14 protein-coding genes are annotated in these 13,112 nt (G+C 66.4%); 5 read left to right on the plus strand and 9 right to left on the minus strand.

Annotated elements, in window-relative coordinates; genetic code table 11:
• Positions 1–17: 17 nt before the first annotated feature.
• Positions 18–1,187, plus strand: coding sequence for an acyl-CoA dehydrogenase family protein (locus AB0J47_RS37220; protein ID WP_364357573.1), 1,170 nt, complete (start codon positions 18–20; stop codon positions 1,185–1,187).
• 278 nt (positions 1,188–1,465) lie between these two features.
• Complete coding sequence (locus AB0J47_RS37225) at positions 1,466–2,275, plus strand: enoyl-CoA hydratase-related protein (protein WP_364357576.1); 810 nt, start codon at positions 1,466–1,468, stop codon at positions 2,273–2,275.
• Positions 2,276–2,284: 9 nt separating this feature from the next.
• Here AB0J47_RS37225 and AB0J47_RS37230 read toward each other — a convergent pair whose 3' ends face one another.
• The 6 genes from AB0J47_RS37230 to carD form a co-directional block, all read right to left on the minus strand.
• On the minus strand, positions 2,285–2,563 hold the full coding sequence (locus AB0J47_RS37230) for a DUF4190 domain-containing protein (protein ID WP_364357579.1): 279 nt from the start codon (positions 2,561–2,563) through the stop codon (positions 2,285–2,287).
• A 125-nt stretch (positions 2,564–2,688) separates the two neighbouring features.
• Positions 2,689–3,666: a 23S rRNA (guanosine(2251)-2'-O)-methyltransferase RlmB gene (rlmB, locus tag AB0J47_RS37235; RefSeq protein WP_364357582.1), complete on the minus strand. Its 978-nt coding sequence runs from the start codon at positions 3,664–3,666 to the stop codon at positions 2,689–2,691.
• On the minus strand, positions 3,666–5,093 hold the full coding sequence (cysS, locus tag AB0J47_RS37240; protein WP_364357585.1) for a cysteine--tRNA ligase: 1,428 nt from the start codon (positions 5,091–5,093) through the stop codon (positions 3,666–3,668). Before cysS ends, rlmB begins: the two co-directional genes overlap by 1 nt.
• A gap of 64 nt (positions 5,094–5,157) precedes the next feature.
• A complete protein-coding gene (gene ispF / locus AB0J47_RS37245; protein WP_364357613.1) occupies positions 5,158–5,625 on the minus strand; it encodes a 2-C-methyl-D-erythritol 2,4-cyclodiphosphate synthase in 468 nt (155 codons plus the stop codon).
• A gap of 162 nt (positions 5,626–5,787) precedes the next feature.
• A complete protein-coding gene (gene ispD / locus AB0J47_RS37250; RefSeq protein ID WP_364357588.1) occupies positions 5,788–6,492 on the minus strand; it encodes a 2-C-methyl-D-erythritol 4-phosphate cytidylyltransferase in 705 nt (234 codons plus the stop codon).
• A gap of 2 nt (positions 6,493–6,494) precedes the next feature.
• Positions 6,495–6,983: an RNA polymerase-binding transcription factor CarD gene (carD, locus tag AB0J47_RS37255; protein ID WP_040686206.1), complete on the minus strand. Its 489-nt coding sequence runs from the start codon at positions 6,981–6,983 to the stop codon at positions 6,495–6,497.
• Between the two features lie 387 nt (positions 6,984–7,370).
• On the opposite strand from carD, the gene AB0J47_RS37260 reads away from it, so the two are divergent.
• Together AB0J47_RS37260 and radA are read left to right on the plus strand one after the other, a co-directional pair.
• The gene (locus AB0J47_RS37260) at positions 7,371–8,072 is read left to right on the plus strand and encodes a hypothetical protein (protein ID WP_364357592.1); all 702 of its coding nucleotides are present in this window, start codon (positions 7,371–7,373) and stop codon (positions 8,070–8,072) included.
• A 92-nt stretch (positions 8,073–8,164) separates the two neighbouring features.
• Positions 8,165–9,571, plus strand: coding sequence for a DNA repair protein RadA (radA, locus tag AB0J47_RS37265; protein WP_364357595.1), 1,407 nt, complete (start codon positions 8,165–8,167; stop codon positions 9,569–9,571).
• Between the two features lie 80 nt (positions 9,572–9,651).
• Here the strand turns inward: radA and AB0J47_RS37270 are convergent, their stop codons facing one another.
• Both AB0J47_RS37270 and AB0J47_RS37275 read right to left on the minus strand, forming a co-directional pair.
• Complete coding sequence (locus AB0J47_RS37270) at positions 9,652–10,332, minus strand: hypothetical protein (RefSeq protein ID WP_364357598.1); 681 nt, start codon at positions 10,330–10,332, stop codon at positions 9,652–9,654.
• Positions 10,333–10,453: 121 nt separating this feature from the next.
• Positions 10,454–11,077 (minus strand): carbonic anhydrase, encoded by a 624-nt coding sequence (locus AB0J47_RS37275; RefSeq protein ID WP_364357601.1) that lies wholly within the window; start codon positions 11,075–11,077, stop codon positions 10,454–10,456.
• A gap of 168 nt (positions 11,078–11,245) precedes the next feature.
• Between AB0J47_RS37275 and AB0J47_RS37280 the strand changes: the two genes are divergently transcribed.
• Positions 11,246–12,109 (plus strand): A/G-specific adenine glycosylase, encoded by an 864-nt coding sequence (locus AB0J47_RS37280; protein ID WP_364357616.1) that lies wholly within the window; start codon positions 11,246–11,248, stop codon positions 12,107–12,109.
• 97 nt (positions 12,110–12,206) lie between these two features.
• Here the strand turns inward: AB0J47_RS37280 and AB0J47_RS37285 are convergent, their stop codons facing one another.
• Positions 12,207–12,965 (minus strand): alpha/beta hydrolase, encoded by a 759-nt coding sequence (locus AB0J47_RS37285; RefSeq protein WP_364357619.1) that lies wholly within the window; start codon positions 12,963–12,965, stop codon positions 12,207–12,209.
• Between the last annotated feature and the right edge of the window lie 147 nt (positions 12,966–13,112).

The following is a 13,112-nucleotide window of genomic DNA, read 5'->3' on the forward strand; positions in this document are numbered from 1 at the left end:
CGAACGAATGGTGACCAATGATCGACTTCACGATTCCCGCCGAACTCGTCGCCGAACGCGACCGGGTCCGCCAGTTCGTCATCGACAAGATCGTCCCCTTCGAACGCGACCCTCGACTCACCTCGCACGGCCCGACCGACGAACTGCGCCAGGAACTCGTCGAGCTGGCCCGCGCGGAAAAACTGCTGACAGTGCAGGCCCCGGAGGACCTCGGCGGGCGCGGCCTCACCCATATCGAGCAGGCCGTGATCTACGAGGCGGCGGGCTGGTCCACCCTCGGCCCCGTCGCCATGAACTGCGCCGCACCCGATGAGGGCAATATGTTCCTGCTCTCCAAGATCGCCAACCCGGAACAGATCGAACGTCACCTCGCCCCCGCGGTCGCCGGACACCGCCGCACCGTCTTCGCCATGACCGAACCGGACGGCGCGGGTTCGGATCCGAATCAGCTGGCCACCGAGGCCGTCTTCGACGGCGAGAACTTCACCATCAACGGCCGCAAATGGCTCATCACCGGCGCGGACGGCGCGAAGACCTGGATCATCATGGCGCGGGTCGCACCGAATCCGCATATGCCCGACGGCCCGACGCTGTTCCTGACCGAAGGCGACCAGCCCGGTATCGTCATCGAACGCACCATGAACACCATGGACCGCAACTATGTCGGCGGTCATGGCGTGGTGCGCTTCGAGAATCTGGTGCTGCCCAAGGCGGCGCTGCTCGGCGAAACCGGTCAGGCACTGCGCTACGCCCAGTTGCGACTGGCCCCGGCCCGGCTCACCCACTGCATGCGCTGGCTCGGAGCCGCCGAACGCGCACAGTCCATCGCGGTCGAATACGCCAGGACCCGCACCGCCTTCGGCAAACCGATCGGCGACCACGAGGGCGTTTCGTTCATGTTGGCCGATAACGAGATCGCCCTGCACCAGTGCCGCCTCACCATCTGGCATGCCTGCTGGCTGATGGACCAGGGCGAGAAGGCCAGGCACGAGAGTTCGATCGCGAAGGCATACGTCTCCGAGGAACTGTTCAAGGTCGCCGACCGCTGCGTGCAGGTGCTCGGCGGCATCGGCATCAGCGATGAGACGGTCGTCGAAATGATCTTCCGCGACATGCGCGCCTTCCGCCTCTACGACGGCCCAACCGAGGTACACAAGTACGCCATCGGCCGCCATGTGCTGCGTTGAATTGCCGCGCCTTCGGCGCGGCGTGTTCACGGCCCGTCTCGCGTCCGACCCTTTCGAGCGACCTGCAAGCAGTTCGCTAGCGGGTGCCGTCGAGACTCGCGCCTGCGGCGCATGCGCTTCGTCGACTCGACTCTGTTGAATGGCCGCGCTTCGGCGCGGACGCGAGACGGGCCGCGAACTGCTCGCTCGTAAGACTCGCTCCATGGGGGTGATCAGTGCTTGAACGGCCTTCGTCGGGACGGGCACGCAGCCGCGCGGGTCGACTACCATCCAGTGGCATGAGTTCGGAACTGCTCGTCGATGTCTCCGCGGGCATCGCCGTCCTCACCCTCAATAGACCCGCACAGCAGAATGCCGTCACCCCGGCCATGGCCGCCGAATTGAGTGCGGCACTCCAGCGTTGCGATGTCGAGGATGCGATTCGCGCGGTCATCATTACCGGCACGGCACCCGCGTTCTGCGCGGGTGCGGATCTGTCCAATCGGGTCGGCGAGGTCAGTGCGACCATCGAACCGGCGCCGTGGCGGGTGCGCAAACCGGTAATCGCGGCGGTGAACGGGCATGCGGTCGGCATCGGACTCGCACTGGCCCTGCAATGCGATCTGCGGTACATGGCACGCGACGCGGTCTACGGACTCAATCAGGTGCGTCGCGGTGTACTCGCCGACGGCTACGCGCACTGGACGCTGCCGCGGCTGGTCGGCATGGCCAATGCCGCCGACATCATGCTGACCGGTCGCACCTTCGACGGCGACGAGGCCAAGGCCATGGGCCTGGCCAATGGCTGCCTGCCCGGAGGCGAGGTGCTGCCGACGGCACTGGCCATCGCCCATGACATCGCGAACGGGGCGGCGCCGCTGCCGGTAGCACTGTCGAAGCGGCTGCTATGGGAGAGCCTCGGCATGAGCCCGGCCATGGTCGGTCAACTGGAGACCGATCTGAACCAGCACGTCAGCAAGAGCATCGACGGCGGTGAGGCAATGGCGGCCTTCCGGGATCGCCGCCAGCCCAATTGGACCGGCAGCATCAGCGAGGAATGGCCCGCCTGGGACAGCAAGGACGATAAGCAACGGCCAAGCCTGGATTGACCCGCATGGCTACGCGCGGCCGCCGATCAGTATGAGCAGGAATACGATCGCCATGCAGACCATGAGGATCGTGCCGATAACGCCGAGGATGTAGCCGACCAGCACCTGGGTGCGTCCGCCGTAACCACCGTGGGATTCCTCGATCTGGTCGAGCGCGCGTCTGCCGAGCGCCCAGGCAACCGGTCCGAGCGCACCGCAGCAGAACAGACTCGCCGCACCGAGCGCAAGCACCGCCGTCGCATGCGGATGCTCGACCGTCTCCTGGGGAGCCTGATTCGGGATGACCACGAGTCGAATTCTACGGGGCCGGAGTCGATTTGCGGTTCAACCCCGGCGGCCGATTTGCTCGATCGCTGATTCGCGGGCCGCCCGTTGCGGTTCGAACAGGTCTGCCGATGAACCAGCTTCGGTATTCAGACTCGGCGCTGGCGCGCGATCTCGGAGAGTACGACGCCCGCCGCGACGGACGCGTTCAACGATTCCACCGGCCCCGCCATCGGAATGCCGAGAATCGAATCACAGGTCTCGCGAACCAGCCGGGACAGGCCCTTACCCTCCGAACCGACCACGACCACGGTCGGGATGCGACCGTCGAAATCATCGATGGTGGTATCACCGCCTGCGTCCAGACCGACGATCTGGAATCCCTTGGACGCCCAATCCTTCAGTGTGCGAGTGAGATTCGTCGCCCGCGCGACCGGAAGCCGGGCCGCGGCACCGGCACTGGTGCGCCAGGCCACCGCGGTCACGCTCGCGCTGCGGCGCTGCGGAATCAGCACACCCTGGCCACCGAAGGCGGCCACCGAACGGATCACCGCACCGAGATTGCGCGGATCGGAGATATTGTCCAGCGCGACCAGCAGGGCGGGTTCGGCCGAATCCTGGACCCGCGCAACCAGATCATCCGGATGGGCATACCGATACGGCGGCACCTGCAGCGCAACACCCTGATGCAGTCCGTTGGCGCTCAACCGGTCCAACTCGGAGCGCGGCACCTCGAGAATCGAGATGCCCGCATCTGCGGCAATCTTCACACTTTCGGTGAGCCGGTCGTCGTTCTCGGTGCCCACGGCAACGTACAGCGCGGTCGCGGGCACACCGGCACGCAGACATTCGACGACCGGATTGCGGCCGAGCACCATCTCCGGACTGTCGTCGCTCTTACGTCCGGCCGGCCGAGCGCCACCGCGCGGACCCGACTTGCCTTGCGCCGCTGCCTTCGCCTTGGCCGCCGCGCGCTTGGCGGCGGGATGTTTGGTGCGCGCCTCGGCGGGCGGGGTCGCACCGCGCGGTTCCAGACCGCGCCGCCGCTGCCCACCGGAGCCGACGACTGCACCCTTCTTGCTGCCGCCCTTGCGGATCGCGCCTCGACGCTGCGAATTACCTGCCATCAGTTCGCCTTTCCACGCTGTACCGCGCCCGGCGAATGCTGTGCCGCGCCCAGCGACCATTCCGGACCCTGTGGGGTATCGGTCACTTCGATTCCGGCCGCCTGCAACCGGTCCCGCGCCGCATCGGCGCTGGCCCAGTCCTTCGCGGCGCGCGCCTGCTGGCGCCGGTCGAGTTCGGCACGCACCAACACGTCCAGGGCATCCAGTGCGACGGAATTGTCCTGTGGGGTGTACCACTGCGGGTCGAACGGGCAGACGCCGAGGATATTCAGCATGGCCCGCACCTGCCCGGCCAGTTCGACCGCCTCATCGATCGCGCCCGACTCCAGCGCCTTATTGCCCTCGTGCACAACGCGGTGCACCTCGGCCAAGGCCCGTGGAATCGCCAGATCGTCGTCGAGCGCCTCAGCGAACGCATCGGTCCACTTGCCGACCGCGATCTCACCGGCCCGCTCGGCCACCCGATGCACGAAGGCCTCGATGCGCTGATACGAGGCCGCGGCATCGTAGAGCGCCTTATCGGAGTACTCCAGCATCGAACGGTAGTGCGCGCTACCCAGGTAGAACCGAAGTTCAACGGCCCGAACCTTTTTCAGCACATTCGGCACCGATAACACATTGCCGAGCGACTTGGACATCTTCTCGCCGCCCATGGTCACCCAGCCGTTGTGCAGCCAGTACTGCGCGAAACCGGCACCGGCCGCCTTGGACTGGGCGATCTCGTTCTCGTGATGCGGGAAGACCAGATCCATTCCGCCACAATGGATATCGAATTCGGAACCGAGGTAGAACTCGGCCATCGCGGAGCATTCCAGATGCCAGCCGGGCCGACCGGGACCCCACGGCGACGGCCACGTCGGCTCGCCGGGTTTAGCGGCCTTCCACAGCGTGAAGTCGCGCGGATCGCGCTTGCCCGCACCGGCGCTCTCGCCCTGGTGCACGTCATCGAGTTTGTGCCCGGACAGGCTGCCGTATTCCGGATAGCTGACCACGTCGAAGTAGACGTTGCCCTCCGAGGCATAGGCGTGCCCGCGCTCGATCAACCGCTGCATCAGATCGATCATCTGGGTGATGTGGCCGGTCGCGCGTGGCTCCACCGAAGGCGGCAGTACGCCGAGGGTTTGGTAGGCGTTGTCGAAGGCGCGCTCGTACGTGGACGCCCATTCCCACCAGGGCCGACCCGCTTCGGCGGCCTTGGTCAGGATCTTGTCCTCGATATCGGTGACATTGCGGATGAACCACACGTCATAGTCGTGGGCGAGTAGCCAGCGCCGTAGTACGTCGAATGCGACTCCGCTGCGCACATGGCCGATATGGGGTTCCCCCTGCACGGTGGCGCCACAGAGGTACACCGAGGCACGGCCGGGGACCAGTGGCGCGAAATCGCGCATGGTCCGCGTGTCGGTGTCAAAAAGGCGCAGAGTCACGGAAGTCGATCCTAGCTGGTAGATAAGGCCGTTCACGGAGCGGCTCAGGTCGGCGGAAGCTGGATCAGCGACACTCTTGTAGCAGGGCGGTAGCCACTGCCGCAATGCCCTCGCCGCGGCCGGTCAATCCGAGGCCGTCGGTTGTGGTGCCCGACACCGAGACCGGGGCGCCGAGCAGCTCGCCGAGTACCTCTTGGGCCTCGGCGCGACGCGGTCCGATCTTCGGCCGATTGCCGATCACCTGGACCGCCGCATTGACGATTTCGAAGTCTGCCGCGTCAAGGAGCCTTCGCACTTCTTTGAGCATGGCCGCGCCCGAAACGCCTGCCCATTCCGGCCGACCGGTGCCGAAGACCGCGCCGACATCGCCGAGTCCGGCCGCGGAAAGCAGCGCATCACACAGTGCGTGCGCGGCGACATCGCCATCGGAATGTCCGGCGCAACCATCGTCGCCGTCGAAGAGCAGACCCGCCATCCAGCACGGCCTGCCCGCTTCGACGGGATGGACATCGCTGCCGATGCCGACGCGCATGCTCATGCCTGCGCCTCGCTAGCGCTCAGCTCCAGAACGACCATGCACACGGCTGTGTCGAACGCTCGCTCGCTGCGCTCACTCATGCCTGCGCCTCGCTAGCACTCGGCTCCAGCACGACCATGCACACGGCTGTGTCGAACGCTCGCTCGCTGCGCTCACTCATGACAGGCCTGCCGTCCGCGCACCCTCGAGCGCCGCATTCGCCAACACCAGATCGAGCCGAGTGGTGATCTTGAAAGCCATGGGGTCGCCCGGAATCGTGCGCACCCGGGTGCCGAGCAGTTCGACCAGACCGGCGTCGTCGGTGGCCTGCAGGCGCTCATCGGCATAGGCCGCGCGCAGCAAGTCGGCGGCGAAACCCTGCGGAGTCTGAATGGCGCGCAGACCGGCACGGTCGGGCGTACCGGTGACCTCGCCGCGCACGTCGACGGATTTGATGGTGTCGACCACCGGCAATGCGGGCACGACAGCTTCGGCACCGGCACGCAGTTCCGCGACCACCCGGGCGATCAGCTCGGGCGGGGTCAATGCGCGGGCGGCGTCGTGCACGAGGAAGTGGGCGGCATCGGGGGCGGCGGCGATACCGGAGCGCACCGAATCGGTGCGCTCGGCGCCGCCGATGACCACGCGCACCGACTCCGAGGGCGGCAGCAGGGCAACGGCGCTCTCGACGAGTTCGGTGGGGACCATCACGATGATCCGGTCGACCACCCCGGAGGCGATCAGGCCGTCGACGGCCAGCCGGACCATAGGTGTGCCGCCGACCGTGACGAACGCCTTGGGTGTCGATTCACCCAGACGAACGCCACGGCCGGCGGCAGGCACCAACGCAACGACGGATCCGTCGTTGTTAGAAACGTTCACGGTCAGGAAGCCGCGGCGAGAACCTCATCGAGGAGCGTCTCGGCCTTGCCGTCATCGGTCCCCTCGGCGAGCGCGAGCTCACCGACGAGGATCTGACGGGCCTTGGCCAGCATCCGCTTCTCACCCGCAGACAGACCGCGGTCCTGCTCCCGACGCCACAGGTCGCGAACGACCTCGGCCACCTTGTTCACATCGCCGGAGGCGAGCTTCTCCAGGTTGGCCTTGTAGCGGCGAGACCAGTTAGTCGGTTCTTCGGTGTGTGGCGCACGCAGCACCTGGAAGACTCGATCGAGACCCTCCTGGCCGACGACGTCACGCACGCCGACGTATTCGGCGTTCTCTGCGGGAACGCGCACAGTCAGGTCACCTTGGGCGACCTTCAGGACCAGATACTCTTTCTGCACACCCTTGATGGTGCGAGTCTCGATTGCTTCGATCAGCGCCGCTCCGTGGTGGGGGTAAACGACGGTGTCTCCGACCTTAAAAATCATGTGTCCCGTGCCCCTTTCGATGTTCACAGTTTAACATGCGACTCGGTAACGGCGCGATCAACTGTGCAGGTCAGGGCCACAACGAGCCAACCGCGGGGGTTGACAGAACCGGCGCGGTGTGCATTGCGTTGTGCCAGAACAGGTTATCGACCGGCGCGAATAGCGCACCGAACGGTCCGCGAGCCCAGCAGCGTGTCCGCAACCACGCTGCCGCCACGAAAAACCGTTACCCAACGGATGCCGAGCATTGGGGTGTCCGAACCTTCCAACCCTGGGGACCATAGATTCAACACAACCCCCGCGCCCCCGCCGCGGAGGCTACTACTACGCTGCCTAGTTATTACTCTCCCTAGCGGAGTGAGCCCGGTCGACATGGAGGGACAACCCGTGACTGCCCTGAAAGCTGTGACCGCCTCGACAGGGGCGCGTCGTCGCATGGTTTCGGTCGCCGCGCTCGCCGCCGGAGCGGCCCTCGTGCTGTCCGGCTGCGGTGCGGGCCAGGTCGCACAGACCGCGACCCAGGTCGCCGCGGTCAACGGCAATCACGCCGACATCGACCGGATCTCGTTGCGCAATGTGCACATCGTCTTCCCGGCCGCTGGCACCGACTACACCAATGCCAAGGGCGGCAAGGCGATCATCGCGCTGTCGGCCATCAACAATGGCGAAACCGTCACCGACGAGTTGACCAGCATCACCACCGACCTCGGTACGGTGAAGATCACCCCGCCCGCGGGTGCCTCGGCCTTCCAGATCGCACCGCAGCAGACGGTCGTCGCGGCGACCTCCCCCGCCGCCAAGTCCGACGAGCACGGTGCGACGCCCAGCAGCACCGCCGCTCCGGCCACTAGCGCCGCGCCCGGCTCGGCCAGCGAGAAGACCCCTGTCGATCCGGAGAAGAAGCCGGGCCTGATCGAGATCACCGGCCTGACCAAGGACATCACCCCCGGGCTCACCTACGCGGTGACGTTCAACTTCAAGCAGAACGGCACCGTCACCGTGCAGGTGCCGGTCGACGCCGGTGCGGGGACCGAACGGCACGAAGGCCAGGCCGCCGCGACCGAGGGCGAGCACAAGGGCGGACACTGATCCACTGCCCTGGTCGAGGTACGGCTGTCGCGCATTCGCGCGGCAGCCGTTTTCGTATCCCGATTGTCGGGGGCGGTACGTAAGGTGCGCGTGTGGCCAAGACCAAGTCGATCTTCCGATGCTCCGAATGCCGGTACGAGGTCGCCAAGTGGGTGGGCAAATGCCCGGACTGCGGCGCATGGGGCACCGTCGACGAGGTAGCCGGATCGGCGGCCACCGCGGCATCACCGGTCGGCCGCAAGGCCATGCTGCCGAGCACCGCCGCCGCACCCATCTCGCATATCGATTCGAAGGTCACCAAGGCCAGGCCGACCGGTGTCGAGGAACTCGACCGGGTGCTCGGCGGAGGCATCGTGCCCGGATCGGTCGTACTGCTCTCCGGTGAGCCCGGCGTCGGCAAGTCGACGCTGCTGTTGGAGGTCGCCCATCGGTGGGCCACCCAGCGCGACGAGAAGTCGCTGTATGTCACCGCCGAGGAATCCGCCGGACAGGTTCGGCTGCGCGCCGACCGGACCAATGCGGTGCACGAAAGGGTCTATCTCGCAGCGGAATCGGATCTGTCGATCGTGCTCGGCCATATCGAACAGGTGCGCCCGACACTGCTGGTGGTCGACTCGGTGCAGACCATGCTCGTCCCGGAGGTGGACGGCACCATCGGGGGCGTCACCCAGGTGCGCGCGGTGGCGGCGGCGCTCACGTCACTGGCCAAGGCGAGCGGAATCGCGGTGCTGCTGGTCGGACATGTCACAAAGGACGGCAATGTCGCCGGCCCGCGCACGCTCGAGCATCTGGTGGATGTGGTGCTGCAATTCGAGGGCGACAAGAACTCCACACTGCGCATGGTGCGCGGCATCAAGAACCGCTTCGGCAGCTCCGATGAGGTCGGCTGCTTCGAATTACACGACGACGGGATCTCCTGCGTCACTGATCCGTCCGGACTGTTCCTGCACCACCGCACCGATTCGGTATCGGGTACGGCGGTCACGGTGGCGATGGACGGTAAGCGGCCGCTGGTCGCCGAGGTGCAGGGGCTGACCGTGCACACCGAGATCCCGAATCCGCGGCGCGCGGTGAGTGGACTGGACTACAACCGGGTCGCGATGGTGCTCGCCGTACTACAGAGCCGCGGTCGGGTTTTTCTCGGCAAGCACGACGTCTACGCCGCGACCGTCGGCGGCATGCGTCTGTTGGAACCGGCCGCGGATCTCGCTGTTGCACTTGCCATTGCGAGTGCCGAGCGTGATCAGGCGCTGCCGGTCGGCTGGGTCATCCTCGGCGAGGTCGGGTTGGCGGGCGAGGTGCGCCGGGTCACCGGCCTGGAGCGCAGACTCGCCGAGGCCGAACGCCTCGGCTTCACCACCGCCCTGGTGCCCCCCGGTTTGGCACGCACCAAGAGCGGCATGAAGATCCACGAGGTGGCCGACGTCAAATCAGCCATCCGCCTCGCCGGTCTCCGCAAACAGCGCGCCGCACCCACCGAAACAGCCCCCGACTTCTGACCCGCTGCCGCACAACCAACTGATCACGACAGCCAATGGCTATCTCGCACTACCCCCAGGCTATGCGCGATGACCACTGGTTATGCGATGTTGAAGGGTTCGGCGGCGCTGCGTAGTGAGCCCAGTTGGGCGACAACGGCGTACGCGCCGGGTGGGACCTGGACGCGGTCGCCCACGCAGTTGGGTTGGGACGTCGAGCCGGACCAGGTGACCATGAAGGCCGCCTGTTCGCCGCGGTTCAGGGTGCGGACATCGGGGGCGCCATCCGGGTAGCAGTCGGTGCTCGACCACAGGCGGCGCTGGCCGTCGAGGGTGGTCACCGAGACCTGCTGCAATCCGGAGCCGACATCTCGCGAGCAGGCAGTGGACGAGATATTGGTGATCACGATGCCGAATACCGGATTCTCGCCGGTCTTGTAGGTCGGCTGCTCGACGGTCACCTTCACCGCCAGCGACTGATCCGGGCAGGTGCCCGCGGCGACCTGACTTCCGCTCGCGGCCGCGGCGGTAGTACCGGAGGGCTTCGCACTGGATTCGCCGGTGGCCGGTGGCGGCGTCGAGGCCGACGCGCCCGCTGGCTTATTCGTCGCCAACGCCGAACTCGTCGCGGCCGCCTTCGTTGTACCGGGCGAATCGCCGCCGCGCGTGACCGTCAACACCAACCAGATCACCAGTACGAGCGCCACGACCAGGACGCCTACGGCGAGCGCGCGGCGTCGCCAGTAGATCTCCGGAGGCAGCGGTCCATTCGGTTCCAGCACGGAGTCAACGGTAAGGGCACGATCCGGTGCAGCGACTCAGGACCCCGGCGTGTCGGATCGGAAAACGCGCGCACGGCAGGTAAATTCCGCTCCCGCCGGCGGCCGTCTCAGATCAGCGGTATCAGACCAGCTCACCGATATTGCCGACGACCCGCTGCAGCTTGACCTCGCCCTCGGCCAGTTTGTATGTGACGCAGGCAATCGCGCACTCACCCGTCGCGACGCGCTGCGAAATGATCATCGAGCGCTGCATGAGCAGTCGGCTGGTCTCCACCACATGCCTGGCCTCCATCTCGTCGACGGTGGACAGTCCCTCCCTGCGGCCGATCAGAATCGACGGCGTGACCCGCTCGACCACACTGCGGATGAAACCGCCGGGCACCTCGCCGCCGTCGAGCGCGTCGAGGGTGGCCTTCACCGCACCGCAGCTGTCGTGCCCGAGCACCACGATCAGCGGCACATTCAAGACCTGTACGCCGTACTCGATCGAGCCGAGCACTGAGCTGTCCACGACATGGCCCGCGGTGCGCACGACGAACATATCGCCGAGGCCCTGGTCGAAAATCAGCTCGGCGGCAACGCGGGAGTCACCGCAGCCGAACAGGATCGCGTGTGGGTGCTGGCCACTGACGAGCTTGGCCCGGTCGGCTGCGCCCTGACTAGGATGCAGCAGGTTGCCGTTCACGAAGCGTGCATTGCCCTCGCGAAGGGATTTCCAGGCACTGATCGGGTTGGAATCCGGCATACCGACCATTGTGCACATCGCAGTGGTTACCAGCGAGTCGGTTTCGTTACGGCTCGGCAAATATAGACCGGCCGCAGGACAATAGGAACGGTGAGGGCAGTGTCGGAGGGCGGCGCAGCGCAACGGCGTGCAGGCGGAAAACCCAAGATCACGACGGGTACCAACCGGATGGATGCCGAGTTGTTGCTGGACTGGTACCGGGCGACCGCGCGGGATCTGCCGTGGCGGCGCAAGAATGTCACCGCCTGGCAGATCCTGATGAGCGAAATCATGCTGCAGCAGACCCCCGTGGTACGGGTCGAACCGATCTGGCGCAAGTGGGTCGCGCGCTGGCCGGTCCCCTCCGCCATGGCGGCCTCATCGCAGGCCGAGGTGTTGCGCGCGTGGGGCAAGCTCGGCTATCCGCGGCGGGCATTGCGGCTGCACGAATGCGCCAAGGTGCTCGCCGAGGAACACGGTGACGAGGTGCCCACCGATGTCGATGTGCTGCTCAGCCTGCCAGGTATCGGCGCGTATACCGCACGGGCGGTGGCCTGTTTCGCCTACGGACAGCGAGTGCCGGTGGTGGACACCAATGTTCGCCGAGTAGTCGCGCGGGCGGTGCACGGGCGGGCGGCGGCCGGGAACCCCTCGTCGCGCGATCTGCCTGAGACCGAAGCGCTACTACCGCGCCGAATCGACCATGCCGCGATATTTTCCGCCGCGCTGATGGAACTCGGCGCGACGGTGTGCACGGCCCGCACACCCGACTGCTCGCGCTGCCCGCTGCCGGAATGTGCGTGGGTTTCCGCGGGCAGGCCGGTCTCCGATGTGGTGCGCAAGACGCAGAAGTACGAGGGCACCGATCGTCAGGCGCGCGGTCGGCTGCTCGATGTGTTGCGGGACGCAACCGGTCCGGTCGAGCGAATCCGCTTGGATCTGGCCTGGACTCGCGATCCCGGCCAGCGCGACCGCGCGTTGGACTCGCTGCTCGTCGACGGTCTCATCGAACAGACTCCCGACGGGCTGTTCGCCCTGGCCGGCGAGGGCTGAACCAATCGCAACCGGGGTTGTAGTGGCCGCAAACCCAACCACATGCTGGGTCATCGAACGAACGCGACGACTTGTCAGCCCTGGCCAGCGGACTAGATCAATCTCGTACGCGGTGGTCGAGAATTTTGCGAAGGAAGGCTTCGACCTCGGTGCGGTAGCGCTCGGGCTGATCGTCGTGAACCAGGTGTCCGGAGTTCGGAATTCGGACGTAGACGGCATCGGGATGGACCTCGGCCATCTGCCGCATCTGCCCCTCGGGAGTGATGGTGAATTCGCCTTCGATCAAGAGCGCCGGCGCTTCGACCGCGCGCCATTGCGCCCAGAAGTCGCGGGTCCCCCACTCCTCGGAGATATCGCGGAAGGTCGCGACCGAACCGTGTAGGCGATAGCCGTCCGGACCCTGATCGAAAGAGTCGAGGAAGTACCGCCCGGCGACCGGGCCGAAGAAGTCCAACACCGCGTCCGCATTCGGAAATGGCTGCGGCCAGGCCTCGATCATGGCCGCCCAGTTCGCGGCGGTGCGACCACGGAAGTCGGGGGCGATATCCTCGACCACCAGCGCGCGCACCCGCTGCGGATACTGCGCCGCGAATACCCAGCCGTGCAGGCCACCCATCGAATGTCCGATGACCACCATGGGTTCGGAAATTTCGGCCGTCGCCGAAGCGAGGTCATCGATGAAAGCCTCGGTGGTCAGCTCCACGGGTGCGGGGCGACCGTGACCAGCGGCGTCGAAGGTGTAGATGTGGCCGAACTTCCGCAGCCAGCCCAGCTGATCGCGCCAGGTGCGGGCACTGCCCATCAGTCCGTGCAGCAGCAGGATCGGCACTCCCGCTCCGCCTTCGTCGTACAACACTGGGTCATCTTGCCGCGCCTGCGGCGCGGCGTGTTCGCGGCCCCCTGGTGTCTCGCGTCCGAGCCGTCGAGACTCGCGACTTCGTCGCATGCGCTTCGACGGCTCGATGTGGATGTAGACGCTGACCTCGCGTACGCGGCGGGTGCT

The sequence above is a fragment of the Nocardia sp. NPDC049737 genome, from assembly GCF_040674755.1.
GTDB lineage: Bacteria > Actinomycetota > Actinomycetes > Mycobacteriales > Mycobacteriaceae > Nocardia.

Excerpts from the sequence above, each read along its gene's own strand:
- AB0J47_RS37220 (WP_364357573.1), top strand. The coding sequence starts at position 18 with ATGATCGACTTCACGATTCCCGCCGAACTCGTCGCCGAACGCGACCGG.
- AB0J47_RS37280 (WP_364357616.1), top strand. The coding sequence starts at position 11,246 with ATGGATGCCGAGTTGTTGCTGGACTGGTACCGGGCGACCGCGCGGGAT.
- ispF (WP_364357613.1), bottom strand. The coding sequence starts at position 5,625 with ATGCGCGTCGGCATCGGCAGCGATGTCCATCCCGTCGAAGCGGGCAGG.
- carD (WP_040686206.1), bottom strand. The coding sequence starts at position 6,983 with ATGATTTTTAAGGTCGGAGACACCGTCGTTTACCCCCACCACGGAGCG.
- rlmB (WP_364357582.1), bottom strand. The coding sequence starts at position 3,666 with ATGGCAGGTAATTCGCAGCGTCGAGGCGCGATCCGCAAGGGCGGCAGC.
- AB0J47_RS37225 (WP_364357576.1), top strand. The coding sequence starts at position 1,466 with ATGAGTTCGGAACTGCTCGTCGATGTCTCCGCGGGCATCGCCGTCCTC.
- AB0J47_RS37275 (WP_364357601.1), bottom strand. The coding sequence starts at position 11,077 with ATGCCGGATTCCAACCCGATCAGTGCCTGGAAATCCCTTCGCGAGGGC.